Source organism: Variovorax sp. CF079 (assembly GCF_900101545.1).
Classification (GTDB): domain Bacteria; phylum Pseudomonadota; class Gammaproteobacteria; order Burkholderiales; family Burkholderiaceae_C; genus Variovorax.
The window spans coordinates 186,033-207,725 of sequence record NZ_FMZU01000003.1; the positions used below are offsets into that span (position 1 = coordinate 186,033).

Sequence of the window (21,693 nt, forward strand, 5' to 3'; positions counted from 1 at the left end):
CGCTCAGGCCCCCACCGGTTCGAAGACGACCAGCGGATGGTCTTCTTCAATGATGATCCTGGCGCGCACCGCCATGCCGATCTTCACCGCCTCGGGCGCGATGCCGTCGACGCGGCTCATCATGCGCGGGCCCTCGGCGAGATCGATCAGCGCGAGGTTGGCGTTCGGTGCCGGCGGCTTGCCGCGGATCACCGTCGTCGAGTAGACGGTGGCGCGGCCCGAGGCCTCGACCCACTCGAGGTCGGTCGCGCCGGTGCCCGGCTCGGCCATGCGCGGGTAATACACATAGCCGCCGGTGCTGCGGCTCTTCTGGATCATGAAGCGCCCGCAAGCCAGGTGCTCGAAGAATTCCTTCTCGGGGTTCATCGGGGTCCTCGCTCGTCAGCCATGCATGGTCAGGCCACCACTGACGGAGACCACCTGGCCGGTCATGAAGTCGGTGGCCGGCGTCGAGAGATAGACGATGGTGTGCGCGATCTCGATCGGCTGGGCCAGCCGCTTCAGCGGAATCGCCTTGATCAGCGCGTCGCGCAGCTTGCCCTCGGGAATCGTGCCGTTGAACAGCGGCGTGTCGGTCGGCCCCGGCGCGACGCAGTTGCAGGTGATGCCCGAGCGCGCCGTCTCGCGCGCCAGCGACTTGGTGAACGCGATCACCGCGCCCTTGGTGCCGGCATAGAAGGTCTCGCCCATGCTGCCGACGCGGCCGGCGTCGCTCGCCACCATCACGATCTTGCCCTTGCGCCGCTCGATCATGTCCGGCAGGAAGCGGTGGATCATGCGCACCGGGCCGATGTAGTTGACCTGCGCGAGCAGGTCCCACACCTCGGGCGTGTTCTCGAGGAAGGGCATCACGCGGTCGAGGCCGGCGACGTTGGCGATGATGTCCGGCGCGCCGCCGATCTGCGCCACGGCGGCGTCGACGAAGGCGTCGATGGTCGCTCCATCGCCCAGGTCCAGCTCGATGAACTCGCCGCGGCCGCCGCCGGCGCGGATCTGCGCAATGGTCGCCTCGCCATCGGCCACGTTCCTGTCGCCGGCGTAGACGGTGGCGCCGGCACTGGCGAACTGCAGCGCGGCGGCGCGTCCGATGCCGGAGGCGCAGCCGGTGATGACGACGCTCTTGCCGGCCAGGTCGGTAACGGCACGCCACGAGGTGTCGGGGGTCTCGGTCATGAATCGGTCTCCAGGGTTCAAGGCAATGGGGTTGGGGTAGTGGGCCTGGCGCTGCGCTGCAGGAAGGCCGTGATGCGTTCGCGCGCTTCCGGCGTCTCGAGCAATGCGCCGCCGAGCTCGCGTTCGAGCGCGTAGCCGGTGGTGGCCGACGCGCCGGCCGCCGCGATCAACTGCTTGGCGACGCGCAATGCCGGCGGCGGCAGCGCGGCGATGCGTCGTGCCAGCTGCAACGCCTCGTCGGCGATCTCGGCCCTCGGCACCGCCCACTGCACAAGGCCGAGCGCCTTCGCGGCCGTGCCGTCCAGTACCTCGGCGCCGAGGATCAACCGGCTCGCGACACCGGCGCCCACGAGCCGCGTCATCCGCTGCGTGCCGCCGAGGCCGGGGATCAGGCCGAGGCCGACTTCGGGCAGCCCGAGCTTGGCTTCGTGCGCGGCGATGCGCAGGTCGCAGCAGAGCGCCAGCTCGAGCCCGCCGCCGAGCGCGGCACCGCCGATCTCCGCCAGCGTGACCTGCGGCAGGCTCGCGAGCCGGCCGAACACCGCCTGCAGGCGCTCGATGTAGAGCGCCAGTCGCGGCCCCGCCCGGCCTTCACCGGCCCAGCCATCGATCTGCGCCAGATCGGCGCCGGCCGCGAACACCTTCTGGCTGCTGCGCAGATGCAGCACCGTCCAGTCGTCGCGCGTGCCCAGCTGGTCGAGCAGCGCGTCGAAGGCCTCGCCCCATTCCTCGCTCAGCGCATTCACCGGCGCACGGCAGAGCGTCACGATCGCGATGCGATCGGCGACTTGGGTCTCGAACATGATGGCGCTCATTGCGAATTCCTGGCGCGCTCGCGCAGAGCCACCTTGTTCACCTTGCCGCTCGGCACTCGGGGCAGCTCGCCAATCGCCTCGACATGCTTCGGGCACTTGTAGCTCGCGATCAGACGCTTGCAATGGGCGATCACCTCGGCTTCCGGCGCGCTCGCGCCGCTCGCGCAGACCACGTAGGCCTTCACCGCCTCGCCCCACTTCGGATCGGGCACGCCGATCACCGCGCACTCGACGATGCCCGCATAGGCCTGCACCGCTTCCTCGACCTCGCGGCTGTAGATGTTCTCGCCGCCCGAGATGATCATGTCCTTCTTGCGGTCGACCAGGAACAGGTAGTCGTCCTCGTCCAGATAGCCCACGTCGCCGGTGCGATACCAGCCGTCGCGCAGCGCCTCGAGCGTCGCGGCGGTGTTGTTCCAGTAGCCGTCCATGCGCTCGTCGGTGAAGGTCCAGACTTCGCCCGCGGTACCGGCCGGACAGTCCTCGCCGTCATCGCCGACGATGCGGATCCGCGTGCCCTGCCCCGGGTGTCCGACCGACGCGATTCGCTTCACGTCGCGCGCGTCGCCGTATGGTTTCAGCTCGTGTCGGTACATGCCGCAGCCGGCAGTCTCGGTCGCGCCGTACTGCACCGAGAACACCGGGCCGATGCGCTCGAACGCGCGCCGCAACAGCGGCACCGGCACCGGCGCTGCGGCGGCCACGACGTTGTGCAGGCTCGACAGGTCCGCATCGCCGATCGCCGGCGAATCGAGGATCGCCTGCAGCATCGCCGCGACCACGAAGGTGAAGGTGATGCGCTCCTGCTGGATCGTGCGGATCACGCTCGCCGCATCGAAGCCGCGATGCAGCACCAGCGTGCCGGCGCACCACCGGACCTGCAGCGCGTAGCCGATCACGCCGACGTGGAAGGCCGGCGTCGTCAGCAGCAATCGCGAGTCTGAGTCCAGCTCGCTCATGCGCGCGCCGGCATCGGCCGTGCGCACCCAGCGCCACTGGGCACGCAGCGCGCCCTTGGGCCGGCCGGTGGTGCCGCTCGTATAGACCAGCGGCCCGTAGTCAAGCGGCTGCGAGCGGAACGGCGGCCCGTCGAGGGCGCCCTCCGCGATCACGGCCTCGTAGTCTCGCGCCCAATCCGGCGCATGCCCGCCGATGCACACGTAGGCTTCGATCGTCGCGAGGCGCGGGCGCAGGGCGCCGACCAGCTCGGCGTACTGCGCCTCGAACACCAGCACGCGCGGCGTCGCATCGCCGAGCAGCCATTCGATCTCGGCCGCGGCGAGGCGGAAGTTCACCGTCGCGACGATGTAGCCGGCCCAGTCGCCGGCGGCCAGCAGCTCGATGTATTCGGCGTTGTTCATCGACAGGACCGCGACCCGGTCCTGCCGCCTGAGGCCCAGCCGGTGCAGGCCGTCGGCCAGGCGTTTCGCGCGCTCGAGCAACTGGCGATGGGTCAGCCGCCGGCCCTCGCACACCAGCGCCTCGCGCCCCGGATGGAAGCGGGCGTTGCGTTCCAGCAGCTCGCCGATGGTCTGGAGCATCAGGCCTCCTACACCGGTGTGTCCGGACTGAACTTGGGCGCGCGCTTGCCGAGGAAGGCATCGATGCCCTCCATGCCCTCGGGCCCGGCGAAGCCGATGAACTCGAGCGCCAGCGACGCGTCGAAGATCGGCGCCGCCTGGCGCAGCCAGTGGTTCAGCGTCTGCTTGGTCCAGCGCACCGCGGCCGGCGCGCTCTCGGCCAGGCGCGAGGCGACTTCGACCGCCTTGGCTTCCACCTCCTCGTCGGCCAGCGCCATCGAGATCAGGTTCATCCGCTCGGCTTCCTCGCCGGTGAAGGTCTCCGCCGTCATCAGGTAGTACTTCGCCTTGGCCATGCCGCACAGGAGTGGCCAGATGATGGCCGCGTGGTCGCCGGCCGCGACACCGATCTTCAGGTGGCCGTCGGAGAACTTCGCGTCGCGCGACGCGATCGACACGTCCGCAAGAATCAGGAGCGCCAGGCCGGCGCCGACCGCCCAGCCGCGCGCCGCGCCGACGATGGGCTTGCGGCAGTTGATCATCCCCAGCACCAGGTCGCGCGATTCCTTCATCGCCTGCATGCGCAGCGCGTAGTCCTCGCACACCTTGCGTTCATGGTGCAGGTCGCCTCCGGCGGAGAAGGTCTTGCCGCTGCCGGTGACGATCACCGCCGAGACGCTGTCGTCCGCATCGACGTCGGCCCAGATCTGCGAGGCCTCGCGGTGCATCGCGGCGTCCATCGCGCCCATCTTCAGCGGCGAATCCAGCGTCACGCGCAGCACGCGCGGATGGGGTCGGTCGAACTTCAAGCGCGTGTAGCGCGCATAGCGGCTGTCGGTCTCCAATCGGGTCTCCTTCGATTCGGATTCAGTGGCACGGGCGGGTTTTCGAGGGGGTCATCGGGTTGACGGCATCTCGATCCGGCATTTATATTATCGAACATCGTTCAACAATGGAAGCGCAAATTTCTTGCGCTCAAAGGCATTCATGGAAACAGTCGGACTCGGTTTCTGCTTCGAGGACCTGCCCTTGGGGCGTCAGTTCAAGACCGTGGGGCGCACGGTCACCGAGGCCGACATCGTGGGCTTCATCGACAAGATCGGGATGACCGAGGTGCTGTTCACCAATCTCGAGTTCCTGCACGGCGTCGCCGGCTTCGCGGGGCGCTTGGCGCCCGGCTCGATGGTGTTCTGCTTCGCCGAGGGGCTGCTCGCGCAGGCCACGATGCAGGGCACCGGCCTCGCCTTCCTCGGCATGCAGCTCGACGTGAAGGGGCCGACCTTCGCGGGCGACACGATCCACGTCGAATGCGAGGTGATCGAAGCGCGCCGCTCCGAGAGCCGGCCCGGGCGCGGCCTCGTCCGCACGCGCAACCGCGTCGTGAAGGCAGACGGCACGGTCGTGATGGAGTACACGCCTCTGCGCATGCTCAAGGCGCGCGCCGAGGTGCGCACATGAAACCGCCGGTGCTGCAGGGCGAGATGCAGTCCGAGGTGCCGCCGGATCCGGCGCCGGCCGGCGAGCCCCTGCACGCCAAGCTGGCCACCAGCGCCGGCCCCCTGACCGGCGTGCGCGTGATCGACCTGACGGTCAACGTGCTCGGCCCGGTCGCGACGATGATCCTCGGCGACATGGGCGCCGACGTGATCAAGGTCGAGACGCCCGAAGGCGACCCGAACCGCCAGAACGGTCCATCGCGCAATCCCAATATGGCGGCGATGCATCTGAACATGAACCGCAACAAGCGCAGCGTGACGCTGAACCTGAAGCGGCCCGAGGCACGCGATGCCTTGCTGCGCATGGTCGAGAGCGCGGACGTGTTCATCCACAGCATGCGCCCTGCGGCGGCCAAGCGCCTGGGCGTCGCGTACGAGGACATCGCCGCGCGCAACCCGCGCATCGTCTACGGCTACGGCTGCGGCTACATGCCCGGCGGCCCGCGCGAGAACGACCCGGCCTTTGACGACGTGGTGCAGGGCGAGGCCGGCATCGCCGACCTGATGCTGCGCTCGGTCGGCCAGGCGCGCTACCTGCCCACCGTGATCGTCGACAAGTTCTGCGGCTACATGCTGGCCTCTGGCGTCGCGATGGCGCTGTACGCACGCGAGCGCACCGGCCTCGGCCAGATGGTGCGCGTGCCGATGCTCGAGACCATCGTCGCCTTCAACCTGCAGGAACACCTGTACGGCGGCGCTTTCGACCCGCCGATGGGCGGCGGCGTCGGCTATGTCCGCCTGCTCTCCGAGCATCGCCGCCCCTACGAGACGAGCGACGGCCACATCTGCGTGCTGGCGGTCAACGACGAGCAATGGAAGCGCCTGCTGCCCACGCTCGGTCGCCCCGAGCTGCTGGCAGACCCCGTCTTCGCGACGCACGAAGGGCGCATGAAGAACATCGACCGCGTCTACGGCATGGTCTCGGAGCAGATGAAGACGAGACCCACCGCGCAGTGGCACGAACTGCTCGACGCGATCGACGTGCCGAACGGGCCGGTCGCCCGCTTCGAGGACATGCTGTCGGATCCCTACCTGAACGAGATCGGCTTCTTCCATCGCTACCGGCATCCGACTGAGGGGCCGATGGTGACGACCGCCGTGCCGACGCAGTTCTCCGGCACGCCCGGCGGCATCCATCTGCCGCCGCCGCAGCTCGGCGAGCACAACGACGAAGTGCTCGGCTGGTTTGGCTACAGTGCCGAAGATATCGCCAACATCACGCGCTGAAGCCATGGCCTACGAACAGATCCTGTACGAGGTGCGCGACGCGATCGCCACCGTCACGCTGAACCGCCCCGAGGCCCTGAACGCCTGGACTGATGTGATGGCCGAGGAGGTCTGGCACGCGACCCACGCGGCCGAGGGCGACGACGCGGTGCGCGTGATCGTGCTGACCGGCGCTGGCCGCGCCTTCTGCGCCGGCGGCGACGTCACCGGCTTCAAGTCGGCCGGCGACGATCCCGCCTTCCCGCGCTCGCTGCTTCACAAGCTGCCGCGTGCCTACGACTTCAGCCGCCGCCCGGACTACCAGAGCCGCGCCGCCTACTTCCCCGCGATCGCCAAGCCGGTCATCGCGATGCTCAACGGCGCCACCGCTGGCCTTGGCCTAGTGCATGCGCTCTACGCCGACATGCGCTTCGCGGCCGACGATGCGGTGCTGACCACCGCCTTCGCGCGCCTCGGCCTGGCGTCCGAATACGGCATGGCCTGGGCCCTGCGCAACGCGGTCGGCCACGCCAACGCGCTCGACCTGCTCCTGTCGGCCCGCAAGGTGCGCGGCGAGGAAGCGCTGCGGCTCGGTCTCGTGAACAGGATCCATCCGCGCGAGGCCCTCGCCGAGGCAACCTATGCCTATGCGAAGGAGCTGGCCGAATCGTGCTCGCCGCTGTCGCTGCGGATGATCAAGCGCCAGCTCTGGGAGCTGCCGTTCCAGACGCTGCACGAGGCGCTGATCGCCGACAGCGCCGACATGATGCAGACCAACCTCAGCGAGGACTTCCGGGAAGGCAAGCTCGCATTCAAGGAAAAGCGCAAGCCGCGCTTCAAGGGACGATGAACCTCCACGAATCGCCCGAAGACGCAGCCTTCCGTGCCGAGGTGCGGGACTTCGTCGCCGCGCACCTGCCCGAGGACATCCGGCAGAAGGTGCTGGGCTTCCTGCGCGTGCCGCGCGAGGACTACGTGCGCTGGCAGCGCATCCTCGCCGGCCGCGTCTGGGGCGCGCCCGGCTGGCCGGTCGAGCACGGCGGCTGCGGCTGGAACGCCGTGCAGCGCAACATTTTCGACGAGGAATGCTTCACCGCCGGCGCACCGCGCCAGATGCCGTTCGGTCTCGCGATGATCGGGCCGGTGCTGATGAAGTTCGGCAGCGACGCGCAGAAGGCGCGCTTCCTGCCGCGCATCGTGTCGATGGACGACTGGTGGTGCCAGGGCTATTCGGAGCCGAGCGCCGGCTCCGACCTCGCCTCGCTGAAGACGCGCGCCGAACGCGACGGCGAGCACTACGTCGTGAACGGCCAGAAGACCTGGACCTCGTTCGCGCAATGGGCCAACTGGATGTTCGCGCTGGTGCGCACCTCGGCCGACGCGAAGCCGCAGCGCGGCATCTCGCTGCTGCTGATCCCGATGGAAACGCCCGGCATCACGGTGCGCCCGATTCGCACGCTCGACGGCGGACACGACGTGAACGAAGTCTTCCTCGATGGCGTGCGCGTGCCGGTCGAGAACCGGGTCGGTGCCGAGAACGAGGGCTGGTCGATCGCGAAGTACCTGCTCGGCCATGAGCGCACCGCCATCGCGGGCCTCGGCATGTGCAAGCGGCTGCTGCGCCGGCTGAAGGAGCTGGCGCGCACGCAGGCCAGGCACGACCGGCCGCTGATCGAGGACCCGCGCTTTCGCGACAAGATCGCCAGGATCGAGATCGAAGTGCTGGCGCACGAATGGGCGCTGGCGCGGCTCATCTCGCTCGAACGCGCCGGCCTCGGCCTCGGCGCGGAGCCGTCGATGCTGAAGGTGCGCGGCTCGGAGATCCAGGGCGAGCTCGGCGAGCTGCTGATGGAATGCGCGGGCCCCTACGCGCTGCCGCTGGTCGAGGCCGCGCTCGAATTCGGCTACGACGGGCCGACGCCGGCCGGCGCCGAGCTCAATGCCCTCGCCGGCCAGTACCTCGACCTGCGCAAGGTCGCGATCTACGGCGGCACCAACGAGATCCAGCGCGGGCTGATCGGCAAATCCCTCATCCCGCTGTAGCCCACTTAGCCCCACCATGGACTTCACGCTGAACGAAGAGCAGCAGATGCTCGCCGACACGATGGCGCGCTTCGTGCAGAAGGAATACGGCTTCGAGGCGCGCCGCAAGCGCCTGGCCGAGGGCCCGAGCGATGCGCTGGCGCGGCAGATGGCCGAGCTCGGCCTGTTCGCGCTGAACGTGCCCGAGGCCCACGGCGGCATTGGCGCCGGCGCGGTCGAGACCCTGATCGTGATGGAAGGCCTCGGCCGCGGCCTCGTGATCGAGCCCTATGTCGCCAGCGCGGTGATCGCGCCGCGCCTTCTCGCCGCCTTCGGCAGCGAGGCGCAGAAGGATCGTTTCCTCGGGCCGATCGCCGAAGGCCGCCTGCGCTTCGCGCTGGCCGCGCTCGAGCCGCAGGCACGCTGGGACCTGGACAAGGTGCACACGCGCGCGGCGCGCCGCGACGGCGGGTGGCAGCTCGACGGCGCGAAGGCCGTGGTGCCGCACGGCGACAGCGCCGACTGGCTGATCGTCACTGCCGACACCGGCCAGGGCCTGGCGCTGATGCTGGTCGACGCCAGGGCATCCGGCGTCGCGATCGACGGCTACACGACCATCGACGGCCAGCGCGCCGCGGAGATCTGCCTTGAGGGCGCCGCAGTCGACGACGCCTGCGTGATCGGCCAGCCCGGCCAGGGCCTGGAACTGGCCGACTGGGCGACCGACCAGGGCCTGGCGGCCCTCGCCGCCGAGGCGGTCGGCGCGATGGCGCAGCTCACCGAGCTGAGCTGCGAACACCTCTCGACGCGCAGGCAGTTCGGCGTGCCGATCGGCAGCTTCCAGGCGCTGCAGCATCGCGCCGCGGACATGCGCATCGCCGTCGAGCAGGCACGCGCGCTGGCGCTGATGGCCGCGGCACACGTCGAGTCGCCGGAGCGCGCGTCGCGCCGCCGCGCTGCCTCGGCGGCGAAGGCGATGGCCGGACGCTCCGGGCGCTACGTCGGCCAGCAGGCCACCCAGCTTCATGGCGGCATGGGCATGACCGACGAGCTGGCCTCAGGCCACTATTTCAAACGACTGACCGCGATCGACATGACCTGGGGCAACTCGGAACACCACGTCGAACGCTATGGAGAACTGCTGTGACCGAAGCTGCCACCGAACGCCACCCTGAGGGCCAGATCGTCGTCGAGCGGCGCGGGCCGATCCTGCTGATGGGCGTGGATCGCGTCGAGAAGCGCAACGGCTTCACGCCGCGCATGTTCCGCGAGCTCGGCGAGGCCTACACGCTGCTGGAGAACGCGCCGGACCTGTTCGTCGGCCTGCTGTATGCGAAGGGAGACCATTTCAGCGGCGGCGTCGACCTGCCGCTGATGGCCGAGTACCGCAAGGCCGGCTCGCCCTACGTGCCGCTGAACCTGGTCGACCCGGGCCAGCTGCGCGAGCCCTATCGCACGAAGCCGGTGGTCGCGGCGATGCAGGGCATCTGCTTCACCATCGCGATCGAGTTGATGCTCGCCGCCGATGTCGTGTTCGCCGCCGACAACTGCCGCTTCTCGCAACTCGAGGTGAAGCGCGGCATCATGCCCGGCTACGGCGGCTCCTTCCGCTTCATCGAACGCGCCGGCTGGGGCAACGCGATGAAGTGGCTCCTGACCGGCGACGAGTTCGACAGCGCCGAGGCGCTGCGGCTCGGCCTGGTGCAGGAAGTCGTGCCCGCCGGCGAGCAGTTCGAGCGCGCCCTCGCCTATGCGCAGCGCGTGGCCGAACAGGCGCCGCTCGCGGTGCAGTCCACGATCGAGAACGCGCGCCTGGCGCTTGGGCAGGGCTGGATGCACGCGGCGACGCATGCCACCGCGAAGAACACCTTCCTGTACGGCACCGAGGACGCCGCCGAGGGCCGCAAGTCCTTCGCCGAGAAGCGCACGGCAAAGTTCGTCGGCAGGTGAGCACCATGTTTCGCAACGACCTGCTCGCGGGCAAGAAGATCCTCATCACCGGCGGCGGCACCGGGCTCGGCAAGAGCATCGGGCGCCACTATCTCGAACTCGGCGCGCACCTGGTGATCTGCGGCCGTCGGCTCCAGGTGCTCGACGCCACCGCCGAAGAGTTCCGCGCCGAGCTGCCCGGTGCGCGCGTCGACACGCTCATTTGCGACGTGCGCGATGCCGAGCAGGTCGAGGCGATGATGGCGCACATCTGGCAGAGCGGTGCGCTCGACGTGCTGGTCAACAACGCCGCGGCCAACTTCATTGCGCGCAGCGATCGGCTCTCGGCGCGCGCGGTCGACGCGGTGCTGGGCATCGTGCTGCACGGCAGCTTCTACTGCACGATCGCCGCCGGCCGGCGCTGGATCGAGGCGGGCCACCCGGGCAACGTGATCAGCACCGTCTCGGCGCCGGTGATCACCGGCCAGGCCTTCACCGCGCCATCGGCGGCGGCCAAGGCCGGCGTGCTCGCGATGACGCGCAGCCTCGCGGTCGAATGGGGCCCCAAGGGCATTCGCCTGAACTGCGTGGCGCCGGGACTGTTCCCGACCCCCGGTGCCTGGGAGCAGCTCTTTCCGCCCGGCAGTCAGGTCGAAGCGCAGGAGCGCGGCGTGCCGCTGCGGCGTCTCGGCGAGCATCGCGAGCTGTGCGACCTGTATGCCTACCTCGCGGCCGACGGTTCGGGCTACATGACCGGCGACCTGATCGTCATGGACGGCGGGCGCTGGATGCAGGGCGCCGGCGGCCCGACCTTCCGCGCGATGCAGGACTGGACCGACGCGCAATGGGAAGCGATGCGCAAGAAATGACCTCCCTGTCCGGTTCAAGAAAGGAAGAAACCATGTCTGACTCCACCCTCGCCGCAGGCCCGATGAGCCTCGCCGGCAAGACTGCCGTCGTCACCGGGGCCGGCAGCGGCATCGGCCAGGCGATCGCCGAGCTGTTCGCGCGCGCCGGTGCCAAGGTCGTCGTCGCCGACATCCAGGCCGACGGCGCCGAAACCACCGCAGCGGGCATCCGCGCGGCCGGCGGCCAGGCCATCGCGGCGACGGCCGACGTGTCGCAGGACACGCAGGTCGCCGCGATGCTCGACCGCGCGATCGCCGAGTTCGGCAGCCTCGATGTGCTCGTCAACAACGCGGGGATCTTTCCGAAGAAGCCCTTTCTCGAGGTCGACGCCGCGTTCTGGGACAAGCTGCACGCAGTGAACCTGCGCGGCACCTTCCTGTGCCTGCGCGAGGCGATCAGGCGCATGCAGGCGCAGGGGAACGGCGGCGCGATCGTCAACATCTCGTCGGTGTCGTCAATGCAGGCGGTCGTCTATCACAACGCCACCTACAACGCGTCGAAGGCCGGCGTGAACAGCCTCACCAAGACCACCGCGCTGGAGTTCGCCGCCGACGGCATCCGCGTCAACGCCGTGCTGCCCGGCGGCACGCTGACGCCCGGCGCCAAGGCCGCCAGCAGCGATGGCGTCGACATAAAAGGGCCGATCATGGGGCCGGGCCGCATCCCGCTCGGCAAGATGGGCGACCCGGAAGATATCGCGATGGCGGCGCTGTTCTTCGCCAGTCCGGCGTCGCGGCTGGTCACCGGCCAACTGCTCGCGGTGGACGGCGGCTTCCAGGTGAGCTAGTGCCTCCTGAAGCGCCGCTGCCGCAGGTGCCGCTCAGCCGCCTGCTGGCACGGGCCGTGATGGCGCGGCCGCTGACGCGCCTGCACTTCTACACCGAGGCGGGTCACATCGCGATGACGACCTCCGGCCTGCTGCAGGCCGGACGCCGGCTCGCCCGCGGATTGCGCGCCATCGGGCTGAAGGCCGGCGACGCGATCGCGGTGCAGATGCCGACCCGGCACGAGACCGCGGTGCTGTACCTCGCCGCATTCGAGATCGGTGCGGTGCTGGTGCCGATCGTGCACATCTATGGGCCGGCCGAGGTTGGCTTCATCTTGCGCCAGTCGCGCGCACGCCTGCTTGCGGTGCCGGAGCGATGGCGCGGCATCGATTTCCTGGAACGCGTGGAGGCGCTCGGCGCGCTGCCCGACCTGGAACAGGTGCTGGTGCTCGGCGAGCGGGCGCCGCGCGGCGGCATCACCTGGCAGGCGCTGCAGCAGGCCGCCGGCGCCGATGCCTCGACAGCTGCCGCCGAGTGCATCGCGCCGCAGGACACCTGCCTGCTCCTGTACACCTCCGGCACCACTGCCGCGCCCAAGGGCGTGAAGCACACGCACCAGACGGTCGGCGCCGAGTGGCAGATCCCGTTCATCGACGACGCCCCCGCCACCGCCGCGCAGCCCGGCGGCAACGGGCCCTACTTCACCCCCTTTCCCGCTGGCCACATCGCCGGCTTCAATTTCCTGCTGCGACCCTTCGTCACCGCCACCGAGATGGTGTTCGTCGATCGCTGGGACGCGGCCGTCGCGGCCGAGCTGATCGAGCGCCACCGCGTGCGGCTGTCCGGCGGCACGCCGTATCACCTGCAGGGCCTGCTCGATGCGGCGCGGCGCGCCGGCCGCGACCTGTCGTCGCTCGTCGCCTACGGGCTCGGCGGCACCGGCGTGACGCCCGACCATGTCGAGGCGGCCGCGCGCGCCGGCGTCGCCGCGAGCCGCTCGTACGGCCTCACCGAGCACTCCACCGTCAGCATCGGCTGGCGCGAGATGTCGCTCGCGCAGCGCGCCGGCACCGACGGCCGCCTGCAGCCCGGCAGCGAAGTGCGCATCGTCGACGACCGGGAGCGCGAGCTTGCGCAAGGCCAGGAGGGCGAGATCCTGACACGCGGGCCCGAGCTCTTCGTCGGCTACACCGACGCGTCGCTCGACGCGCATGCCCGCACCGCCGACGGCTGGTTCCGCACCGGCGACATCGGCCGGCTGGACGCCGCGAACTGCCTGACGATCACCGACCGCAAGAAGGACATCGTGATCCGCGGCGGCGAGAACATCTCGTCGCAGGAGGTCGAGCGCGTGCTGGCCACGCACCCTTCGGTGCGCGATGCCGCCGTGGTGGCGCAGCCCGACGCGCGCTATGGCGAGAAGGTGTGCGCCTTCGTCGTGCTCGCCGACGGCGCCTCGCTGGACCTGGACGCGGTACGGCGCCATTTCGCGGCCGCCCGCGTCGCGCGCCAAAAGACGCCCGAGGGCTTGCACGTCGTCGGCGAGCTGCCGCGGACCGCGTCGGGGAAGGTACGCAAGGACGAGTTGCGGGAGCGGCTGCGCTGAACCGGGGCAAGGCCCCCGATCAGGCGCCGCGTCGTGCCGACACGCCGATGCCGGCAGCGCCCTGCGCGGCCGCATGCGCCGGCCGCGGCGACAGCGCCCAGGCGACCAGCGCGCACAGGAGGCACGCACCCGTGATCGCCGTCATCGTCCAGAGGTAGGCGTCGGCGCTCGGATAGGCCGCATGCGGCTGCGTCTCGCCGTGCACCACCGCCAGCGCGAGCAGCACGCTGGCGGCCTGCGTGCCGATCGCGGTGCCGAGCGTGCGCACCACCTGCGACAAGCCGACGAACTCGCTGGTGCGCTCGGCGGGCACCACCTCCACCAGCAGGTTCGGCACCGCCGACATCAGCATCGCCCCGCCGAGCGAGGCCAGCATCACCCACCCCACGAGCATCCAGGCGGTGGAGTGCAGCGCGGTCAGCCCGATCCAGCCGGCCAGGATCATCAGGGTGCCGAGCCGCGCAGCGCTGCGGGCGCCGTTCCGCGCCGCGAGGTGGCCGCCCCACGGCGCGCCGAACAGGCCCATGAAGTTCGACGGCAGCTTCAGCAGGCCGGCCATCGTCGCGCTCAGGCCCAGGCCGATGCCGGTCCACGGCGGCTGCTGCGCGAGGCCCATCAGCACCAGCATCGTCTGCGAAGTGCCGAGACCGAACAGGAACATCAGGCCGATCGGCAGGCCGACCTCGCGCGTCGCGATGCGGCGCACGTCGATCATCGGCTGCGGGTGCCGCCACTCGTGGCGCCACCACGCGGCCAGCAGCAGCACGCCGCCGGCCAGCGCGGCCAGCGTCGCGACGTCGCCGAGCCCGTGCGCCCTCAGCCGCGACACGGCCCACAGCAGCGCGGCCACCGCAGGGGCGTAGAGCATGCCGCCGATCCAGTCGATCCGCGCGCCGCCAGCGGCGGCCGCCGACGCCGGCACCCAGCGCGCGACCAGCACCATCGCCACGATGCCGTGCACCGCGCCGAACCAGAACATGGTGCGCCAGCCGGCGTGGTCGACCAGCAGCCCGCCGAGCAGCAGCCCGGCGCCGGCGCTGAAGGTCGCCATCGCAGTGAGCCAGCCGACCGCCACCGGCACGCGCTCGGCCTGCAGGCGCTCGCGCACGATGCCGATGGCCAGCGGCAGCAAGGCCGCCGACATGCCCTGCAAGGCACGGCCGCAGATCAATCCCGGCAGCCCGCTCGACAAGGCGCTGACCAGCGATCCGCTCGCCGAGCACGTCAGCATCGCGAGCACCAGGCGCTTGCGCCCGAACAGGTCACCGAGCCGCGACGACAGGCCCGCCGAGACCGATCCGACCAGCAGGTAGGCAGTGATGAGCCAGCCCACGCCGGCCGGATCGCCGAAGTCGCGCATCAGCGTCGGCAGGGCCGCGTAGATCATGCTGACCTCGAACGAGCTGATGATCTCCGCGCCCACCAGCGCAACGACGATCGAATGGCCGCGGCCGGCGTCGCCGACGGGCAGCGCCCCCGATGCGCTCACGCGTGCGCCGCGGTGGCCGCGGGCAAGACGGTCGTGCCCCGCTGCTTCACATCGCGCAGCAGGAAGTGTGACAGCGCCGGAATCAGCACCAGCGCGCCGATCATGTTCCACAGGAACATGAAGGTCAGCAGGATGCCCATGTCTGCCTGGAACTTGATCGGCGACCAGGCCCAGGTCACGACGCCGGCGGCCATCGTCACGCCGATCAGCGCGACGACCTTGCCGGTGAATTCGAGCGAGTGCTTGTAGGCCTCGCGCAGGCTGCCGCCGCGACGCTGCACCGCGAGCTGCACCGACAGCAGGTACAGCGCATAGTCGACGCCGACACCCACGCCGAGCGCGATGACCGGCAGCGTTGCGACCTTCACGCCGATGCCCATCAACACCATGATCGCCTCGCACAGGATCGACGTGATCATGAGCGGCACCAGCGCCACCACCACCGCGCGCCACGAACGGAAGGTGATGAAGCACAGCAGGGTCACCGCGATGTAGAGCACCACGTGCATGATGTAGAACGACTGGCGCACGACGATGTTGGTCACCGCCTCGATGCCGGCCGGGCCGGCCGCGGGCAGGAACTCCGCGCCGGGCCGGCTGTGCGTCGCTGCGAAGCCCTCCACCGCCTTCAGCACGCGGTCGAGCGTGTCGGCGCGGTGGTCGCTCAGGTAGGCCGTGACGGCGAACAGCGAGCAGTTCGGATTCATCGCGTCCGGGTTGTCCTGGATCACGCGGTTGGCCGCCGGGCCGAGGATGCGCGGGTCGCGCGCCAGCGTGTTCCACTTGAAATAGCCCTCGCTCGACGCAGCGACCCCGCGCTTGGTCTGCTCGGCGAAGGAGGTCACCGCCTTCACGCCCTGCACATGCTCGAGCTCCCAGCCGAGGCGTTCGGCCTCGACCAGGCCCTCGTAGCGGTCGCAGGCGCTCTTCGGCGTCTTCACGATGACCGCGAACTGGTCGCTCGACAGGCCGTAGTGGCGCGCGATGTAGGCGTTGTCGAGGTTGTAGCGCGAATCGCGGCGCAGCTCCGGCGCGCCTTCGTCGAGGTCGCCGATCTTCAGCCCCGTGCGCAGGCTCAGCGCGCCGGCCCCCAGCAGCGCCGCGGCCACGATCGCGATCAACGCGAAGCGCCGCTCGGTCAGCCGCTCCAGCGCGGTCCACACGCGGCCCATCGCGGAGCGCCCGGCCTGCTCGGCCGCGTCGGCATTCAACGAGCGCTGCGCGGCCCTGGGGCTGACGCCGGTGTACGACAGCAGCACCGGAATCAGCACCAGCTTCGTGAAGATCAGCCCGGTGACGCCGATGCTGGTCATCACCGCCAGGTCGCGGATCACCGGGATGTCGATGATGATCAGCACCATGAAGCCGACCACGTTGGTCAAGAGCGCCGTCAGGCCGGCCAGGAACAGGCGGCGGAAGGTGTAGCGCGCGGCGACGTACTTGTGCGTGCCGCGCCCCACGTCCTGCATGATGCCGTTCATCTTCTGCGCCCCGTGCGACAGGCCGATCGCGAACAGCAGGAAGGGCACCAGGATCGAATACGGATCGAGCTCGTAGCCGAGGATCTGCAGCAGGCCCATCAGCCACATCACGCCGACCACCGCGGTGACGACCAGCACCACGGTGCTGCGCAGGCATCGGGTGTAGGCGAACACGAACAGCGCCGCGATCGCGACCGAGATCGCGAAGTAGGAGATCACCGTCGCGAGGCCCTCGATCAGGTCGCCGACGAGCTTGCCGAAGCCGACGATGTAGACGCGGAACTTGCCCGTGCCCTTGGCGCGCACCTGCTCCTCGAGTGCGCGCGACAGCTTCAGGTAGTTGATCGGCTCGCCGCTGTCGGCATAACGGTCCAGCAGCGGCACGACGATCATCGACGAACGCTGGTCGTCGCTGATGATGCGGCCGGCTGCGCCCGAGCGTGCGATGTTGGCCTTCAGCGCCTCCATCTTGGCCGGCGAGCCGTCGAAGCGCTCGGGCATCACCGGGCCGCCGCGCATGCCCTCCTCCGTCACCTCGCCCCATCGCAACACCGGCGTCCACAGGGACTTGAGCCACGGCCGGTCGACGCCCGGCATGATGTAGAGCGCATCGTTGATCGAAGCCAGGAACTTCAGGTACTCGGGGTCGTAGATGTCGCCCTGCGTGTTCTCGACCACCACCCGCAGCTGGTTGCCCAGCCCGCGCAGCTCGGTCTTGTTGTCGAGGTAGTTCTGGATGTAGGGATGCGAGCGCGGGATCATCCGCTCGAAGTTGGCGTTGATCGTCAGCTGCGTGGACCGCCAGCCAAGGAAGATCGACACCAGCGCGAAGACGACGAGGATCACCCGGCGGTGATTGAAGATGAGCCGTTCGAGCGCATTGCCGGAGCGCGGGTCGAAGCGGGAGGGGTCCGGGATGACCTCGAAGGTCTCGTTGCTGCCGATGTTCATCGCTCTAGGGTCTGTTTAATCACCTCGCCGCCGGCGCCATCGCCAGCCGCTGCACGCCCAACGGGCCGGCGACGAGCAGCCAGTCCGCTTCCATCGAGACCACGTCGAAAGCCGCGCCCAGGCCGGGCATCGGCGCCATCGGCGCAAAGCTGTCGCCGAGCGCGGCGCCGATCAGCAGCTCGCCCGCCTGCGTCGCCAGCACCAGCCGGCCGTCGGGCAGGAGCACGCCGTTATTGAGGGCCGCGTGGGTGCCGGTGGCCAGCGGCTTCCAGCTCGCGCCTGCGTCGGTCGAGCGCCAGGCGGTGCCGCGCAGGCCGAGCGCGACGATCGCGTCCTTCGAGGCCGCCATGCCGAACCAGGTGCCGGGATACGGCGTTTCGATGCGCACGAAGCGTCCGGCCGCCGCGTCCAGGCGCATCACCAGGCCGAGTTCGCCGACGATCACCACCTGGTCGCCGGCCTGGCGGATGGCATGCAGCGAGTAGCCGTCGCGGTTATCGGTGCGGTCGAGCCACGGCTCCCAGGTCGCGCCGCCATCGGCCGTGTGCAGGATCAGGTTGAACTGGCCGACCACCCAGCCTTCGCGCTCGTCGCGAAAGTGCACTGCGAGGAAGGGCCGGGTCGGCCCCTCCTCGGCCATGCGCTTCGCCTCGTCGCGCGCCCGTGCGAGCGCCGGATCGCCGGCCACGCCCTTCTTCTCGTAGTACGAGACCATCAGCGCTCCGAGGCTGCGGCCGTCGAGCACGCGGCGCCAGTTCAGCCCGCCGTCGGTGCTGCGCAGCACCACGCCGTCGTGGCCCACCGCCCAGCCCTGTGTCGAGGACGGAAACTGCACCGCGAGCAGGTCGGTGCTGACCGGCGCCGGACGCTGCTCCCAGGTCCTGCCGCGGTCCGCGGAGCGCAGGATGTGGCCGCGCGGGCCGACCGCGACGACATGCTCGGCATCGACCACCGCCAGCGCATAGGCCGGCGCGCGAAGCGAGCGCGGCGTCATGCGCGCCGGCGCATCGAGCGGATCGACGAAAGCAGCGGGTGCGGGCGGCCCGGCCGCCGCGGCGACCACGATCGACGCCCAAAGGCAGGCCGCGATCGTCGCGAGGGCTCTCAGCTGCGGCATGGCACGAGCGGAGGACAAGGCACCGTGGGCCACTCTCGCGTGCACTCAGCGCTGGGTCCGGCGTGCCAGGCCTTCGGGGCTGTAGAACGCGTCGGCATCGACCGTGTCGATGTCCACGAACAGGCCCTTGTAGCCCCCGAGGATCGAGGAGTTGTACCAGGCCCCGGTGCCGAAGTCGAAGTAGAAGGTGCCGCCCTGCACCATTGCCTGCTTGTCGTAGGCCCAGACCGTCGGATTCAGGATGCCGCGCGAGAGCTTGCCGGTGGCATCCCAGGCGTCGACCACCACCGCGCCGGGGATGTCCTCGTCGAGATAGAAGCGGCGCTTGGCGGCCACGTGGCGCGCACCGGGCTTGAGCGTGGCGTCGATCACGGTGACGCGGTGCAGCTCCCAGCGCATCGCGTCCGGGTTCGGGTGCCCCTTCATCAGGACGTCGTCGGGTTTGGAGGCCAGGTACTTGTAGGCGTTGTACGGGATCAGCATCTCCTTGGTGCCGGCCAGCTTCCAATCGAAGCGATCGAGCCGGCCCGAGAACGCGTAGATCTCGTCGTACAGCATGGCCCCGGCGGCCGTGGCGACCGGAAAGTCGTAGCTCGCGTCCGGCGACAGCCGCACGCGGCGCTGGCCCGGCGTGTAGGCCCAGGTCTTGTCGGGCTGCGCCACCGGATTGATGAACTTGCGCTGCAGGTTGCCTTCACCGGTGATTCGCGCCGGTGCGGTATAGATGTTGTTGTTCATGAAGTACTGGCCGCCCTTGGCGTAGAACTCCTCGGCGCTCAGCTTCGGGTTGAAGTAGTCGTTCTGGTTGCGGTTGTTCACCTCGGCCGTCATGACCTTGTTGCCGCCGCCATCCACGTACCAGGCCTGGCCGTAGGTCCACGAAGACGCGCCCTTGTTCGTCAGTATCAGGTTCCACATCCCCTCCTGCCCGGTCTTGGGAGCCGGAAAGGGCATGCCGCCGAAGCAGCCGGTCACCGCTTCGCCGTCCTCGATCGCCTTGCAGCGGCCGGCGGCATTCTTGCGGGTGTTCTCGACGTACCACGCCGAGTAGTTGGCCGGCCGGCGTGTCGGGTAGACATCGAGGCGGAAGCTCGGGTAGCGCTTCAGCAGTTCCTTCGTCGCCTCGGAGAGCTTGTCGGCGTACTGCGCCATGTTGGCCGCGGTCACGGTGTAGAGCGGCTTGTCGGCGGCATAGGGGTCGACCCAGAAGCCCGAGTCCTTCTTGAAGCCCGGCGGACTGGTGCTGGCCGGAAGGCCGCCGTCCCAGGCCGGAATGCTGCCGTCCTTGCTGGCCGCCTTCAAGGCGCCCCAGGGCAGGCGATCGCCGTCCTCGGCGTTGGCTGCGGGAACGAAGCTCGCGCCGATGCCGAGGCACAGCGCGGCGGTTGCAATGTGTCGAATGTTCATCTCGGTTCCTTCCAAAGTGCTCAGAACGCGGTCTGGTAGGTGAAGCTCACGTAGTTGCGATCGCGGAAGTTCGCCAGGCCGGAGGCGAAGAATGGCGCTGCGCCCGGGCCGGTGGCAAGGTTGCCGGTCTTGCCGCCGCGTGCGGTGTAGGCCAGGTCGAACTGGTGCTTGTACTTGCCGGCCAGGTACTCGATCCGGATGCCCGGACGGATCAGCCACGACCCCTTGGGCGTGACGCCGGCGCCGACTGCGGCGGCATTGCCCGCCAGGCCGTAGGTCACGAACAGGGGCGCGGAGATGTCGACGCTCGGGAAGACCTGCTGCCACGTCGGCGTGAACGACAAGGCGATGCTGGCGGCGTTGCGCGTCGAGCAGCCGCGCAGCACCAGGTTGTTGGTGCAGGCGGGGTTGCCGCCCTCGCCGTTGTAGAGATTCGCGCCGCTGGTGATCTTGGCCAGGTGCATGGCGTCGAACTGCAGCGCGATCGAGCCCGAGTCGAAGAGCGCATTCTTGTTGATGGTGGAAACGCCGCTCATCAGGAAGTGGACCGTGTTGCCGCGCGGGCCTTCCATTCCGGGGTCGTTGATGAGGCCGGGGAAGGTGCCGAATGCGAAGCCGCTGCGCACGTTCAACGGCATCTTGCGCCGGTAGTTCAGCTCGATGCCGGTGCCCCAGCCGCCGAGCAAGGTGTTGTAGGTCAGGCCGATGAGCTCGATGTCCTTCGCGTAGACGGCACGGCCGATGCGCGAGCCGTTGGGGCCGACCGCGATCTGGCTCAGCCAGCTCGGCGTCTTGTCGTCGAAGCGGCGCAGCCAGAGGCCGAAAGCGTCGCCCTCGAGCTTCTCCGGCGACCACTTCAGGCCCAGCGCCACATCGCCCTTGTCGCCCTGGAACGACTCGCCGCGCCGCACGGCCGGGTTGGAAATGAAGGTCGGGCCTTCGAGCGCGGTGTCGTTGACCTGCCAGAAGGTGCCGCCTTCGGAAATGCGCGAGGAGCGGAATTCGGCCGTGTACTGGCCCATCAGCGAGAACTGGTTGTTGATTTGCCAGGTGGCTCCGACCTGGCCGATCGGCAGCGCCGTTTCCTTGGCCGAGGCACCCGGGCTCAGGTCCGACTTGCGGCCGTCGTTGGGCGCCATCGAATAGGACACGCTGCCGCCGTTGCCGAACAGGAATTCGCCGGGCAGCCAGGCGAAGCGGCCGGCCTTCAGGTTCAGCGACGTGCCGCCGAAGCCGAGGTTGCCCCAGGCGAAGGCATCCATGAACTCGGCGGACGGGCCCTTGTAGTAGCGGTCGATGTAGGGTGTGAACTCGTTGCGCGCATAGTTCGGAACGGTCGCGAAGCGCGGGTCGCTGCGGCTCTTGTCGGGGAAGTTATTGTCGTACCAGCCTGCCGCGCTGAGGCGCAAGCCCATGTTCTTCTTATAGTTCAGGTCGAATTCGGTGTAGACGTCGAAGCGCGACAGCGCCGTGTCGTTCTTGCCGAACAGCCAGTTGCCCTCGTCCACCGCCGGCGAGTTGACGAGCCGGAGATCACGTTCGCCGGTACGCATCGCCGCGTTGTATCGCAGCGTGGTGTCGAGCGTGAGCTCCAGGTCGGGCGAGCCGGTGTCGATCTTGAAGGCGGCCGCAGGCGCGCCCATGGCCACCGCCGCGCTGATGCAGGCCGCCTTCAAGGCGCGTTCGCCGCGCGGAGTGCGGCGGCGAATCCCTCGGTCTTTGTTCATCGAGTCTCCAGTTTTGTACGAATGGGGAACCGGCCGGGCCGGCGTGTCGCGCCGCCTTGCGTTGGTCGTTGCGTCATG

The 21,693-nt window shown here is 69.4% G+C and carries 19 protein-coding genes; 9 read left to right on the plus strand and 10 right to left on the minus strand.

Features of this window, described 5'->3' with window-relative positions; all coding sequences use genetic code 11:
* Positions 1–3: 3 nt before the first annotated feature.
* From BLS74_RS34760 to BLS74_RS05225, 5 genes are read right to left on the minus strand one after another with little or no spacing between them, the layout of a single operon-like run.
* Entirely contained in the window at positions 4–366 is a 363-nt protein-coding gene (locus BLS74_RS34760; RefSeq protein WP_212733632.1) for a Zn-ribbon domain-containing OB-fold protein, read from the minus strand.
* 15 nt (positions 367–381) lie between these two features.
* Positions 382–1,173 (minus strand): SDR family NAD(P)-dependent oxidoreductase, encoded by a 792-nt coding sequence (locus BLS74_RS05210; RefSeq protein WP_212733633.1) that lies wholly within the window; start codon positions 1,171–1,173, stop codon positions 382–384.
* Between the two features lie 17 nt (positions 1,174–1,190).
* Positions 1,191–1,988, minus strand: a complete 798-nt coding sequence (locus tag BLS74_RS05215) for an enoyl-CoA hydratase/isomerase family protein (protein ID WP_212733634.1) — start codon at positions 1,986–1,988, stop codon at positions 1,191–1,193.
* Positions 1,985–3,529, minus strand: a complete 1,545-nt coding sequence (locus BLS74_RS05220) for a class I adenylate-forming enzyme family protein (RefSeq protein WP_093103503.1) — start codon at positions 3,527–3,529, stop codon at positions 1,985–1,987. Before BLS74_RS05220 ends, BLS74_RS05215 begins: the two co-directional genes overlap by 4 nt.
* An 8-nt stretch (positions 3,530–3,537) precedes the next feature.
* Positions 3,538–4,353, minus strand: coding sequence for an enoyl-CoA hydratase/isomerase family protein (locus tag BLS74_RS05225; protein ID WP_093103505.1), 816 nt, complete (start codon positions 4,351–4,353; stop codon positions 3,538–3,540).
* A gap of 142 nt (positions 4,354–4,495) precedes the next feature.
* Between BLS74_RS05225 and BLS74_RS05230 the strand changes: the two genes are divergently transcribed.
* The 9 genes from BLS74_RS05230 to BLS74_RS05270 are packed head-to-tail and all read left to right on the plus strand — an operon-like array spanning position 4,496 to position 13,443.
* Complete coding sequence (locus BLS74_RS05230) at positions 4,496–4,966, plus strand: MaoC family dehydratase (protein ID WP_093103506.1); 471 nt, start codon at positions 4,496–4,498, stop codon at positions 4,964–4,966.
* Complete coding sequence (locus BLS74_RS05235; protein WP_244503762.1) at positions 4,963–6,231, plus strand: CaiB/BaiF CoA transferase family protein; 1,269 nt, start codon at positions 4,963–4,965, stop codon at positions 6,229–6,231. The genes BLS74_RS05230 and BLS74_RS05235 overlap by 4 nt, the downstream gene beginning before the upstream one ends.
* A 4-nt stretch (positions 6,232–6,235) precedes the next feature.
* On the plus strand, positions 6,236–7,060 hold the full coding sequence (locus tag BLS74_RS05240) for an enoyl-CoA hydratase (protein ID WP_093103508.1): 825 nt from the start codon (positions 6,236–6,238) through the stop codon (positions 7,058–7,060).
* Positions 7,057–8,253: an acyl-CoA dehydrogenase family protein gene (locus tag BLS74_RS05245; protein ID WP_093103510.1), complete on the plus strand. Its 1,197-nt coding sequence runs from the start codon at positions 7,057–7,059 to the stop codon at positions 8,251–8,253. The genes BLS74_RS05240 and BLS74_RS05245 overlap by 4 nt, the downstream gene beginning before the upstream one ends.
* 16 nt (positions 8,254–8,269) lie before the next feature.
* A complete protein-coding gene (locus BLS74_RS05250; protein ID WP_093103512.1) occupies positions 8,270–9,379 on the plus strand; it encodes an acyl-CoA dehydrogenase family protein in 1,110 nt (369 codons plus the stop codon).
* Positions 9,376–10,182, plus strand: a complete 807-nt coding sequence (locus BLS74_RS05255) for a crotonase/enoyl-CoA hydratase family protein (protein WP_280142610.1) — start codon at positions 9,376–9,378, stop codon at positions 10,180–10,182. Before BLS74_RS05250 ends, BLS74_RS05255 begins: the two co-directional genes overlap by 4 nt.
* A 5-nt stretch (positions 10,183–10,187) precedes the next feature.
* The gene (locus BLS74_RS05260; protein WP_093103708.1) at positions 10,188–11,030 is read left to right on the plus strand and encodes an SDR family oxidoreductase; all 843 of its coding nucleotides are present in this window, start codon (positions 10,188–10,190) and stop codon (positions 11,028–11,030) included.
* Positions 11,031–11,062: 32 nt separating this feature from the next.
* The gene (locus BLS74_RS05265) at positions 11,063–11,857 is read left to right on the plus strand and encodes an SDR family NAD(P)-dependent oxidoreductase (protein WP_093103513.1); all 795 of its coding nucleotides are present in this window, start codon (positions 11,063–11,065) and stop codon (positions 11,855–11,857) included.
* Positions 11,857–13,443, plus strand: coding sequence for an AMP-binding protein (locus BLS74_RS05270; protein WP_244503763.1), 1,587 nt, complete (start codon positions 11,857–11,859; stop codon positions 13,441–13,443). The genes BLS74_RS05265 and BLS74_RS05270 overlap by 1 nt, the downstream gene beginning before the upstream one ends.
* 19 nt (positions 13,444–13,462) lie before the next feature.
* On the opposite strand, the gene BLS74_RS05275 is transcribed toward BLS74_RS05270, so the two are convergent.
* From BLS74_RS05275 to BLS74_RS05295, 5 genes are read right to left on the minus strand one after another with little or no spacing between them, the layout of a single operon-like run.
* Positions 13,463–14,932 carry an MFS transporter gene (locus BLS74_RS05275; protein ID WP_093103515.1) on the minus strand — a complete coding sequence of 490 codons (1,470 nt, stop codon included), beginning with the start codon at positions 14,930–14,932 and terminating at the stop codon, positions 13,463–13,465.
* A complete protein-coding gene (locus BLS74_RS05280) occupies positions 14,929–17,364 on the minus strand; it encodes an efflux RND transporter permease subunit (RefSeq protein ID WP_093103516.1) in 2,436 nt (811 codons plus the stop codon). The genes BLS74_RS05275 and BLS74_RS05280 overlap by 4 nt, the downstream gene beginning before the upstream one ends.
* A gap of 19 nt (positions 17,365–17,383) precedes the next feature.
* A complete protein-coding gene (locus BLS74_RS05285) occupies positions 17,384–18,481 on the minus strand; it encodes a YCF48-related protein (protein WP_093103518.1) in 1,098 nt (365 codons plus the stop codon).
* Between the two features lie 45 nt (positions 18,482–18,526).
* Complete coding sequence (locus tag BLS74_RS05290) at positions 18,527–19,888, minus strand: DUF1329 domain-containing protein (RefSeq protein WP_093103519.1); 1,362 nt, start codon at positions 19,886–19,888, stop codon at positions 18,527–18,529.
* Between the two features lie 20 nt (positions 19,889–19,908).
* Entirely contained in the window at positions 19,909–21,615 is a 1,707-nt protein-coding gene (locus BLS74_RS05295; RefSeq protein WP_093103521.1) for a DUF1302 domain-containing protein, read from the minus strand.
* Between the last annotated feature and the right edge of the window lie 78 nt (positions 21,616–21,693).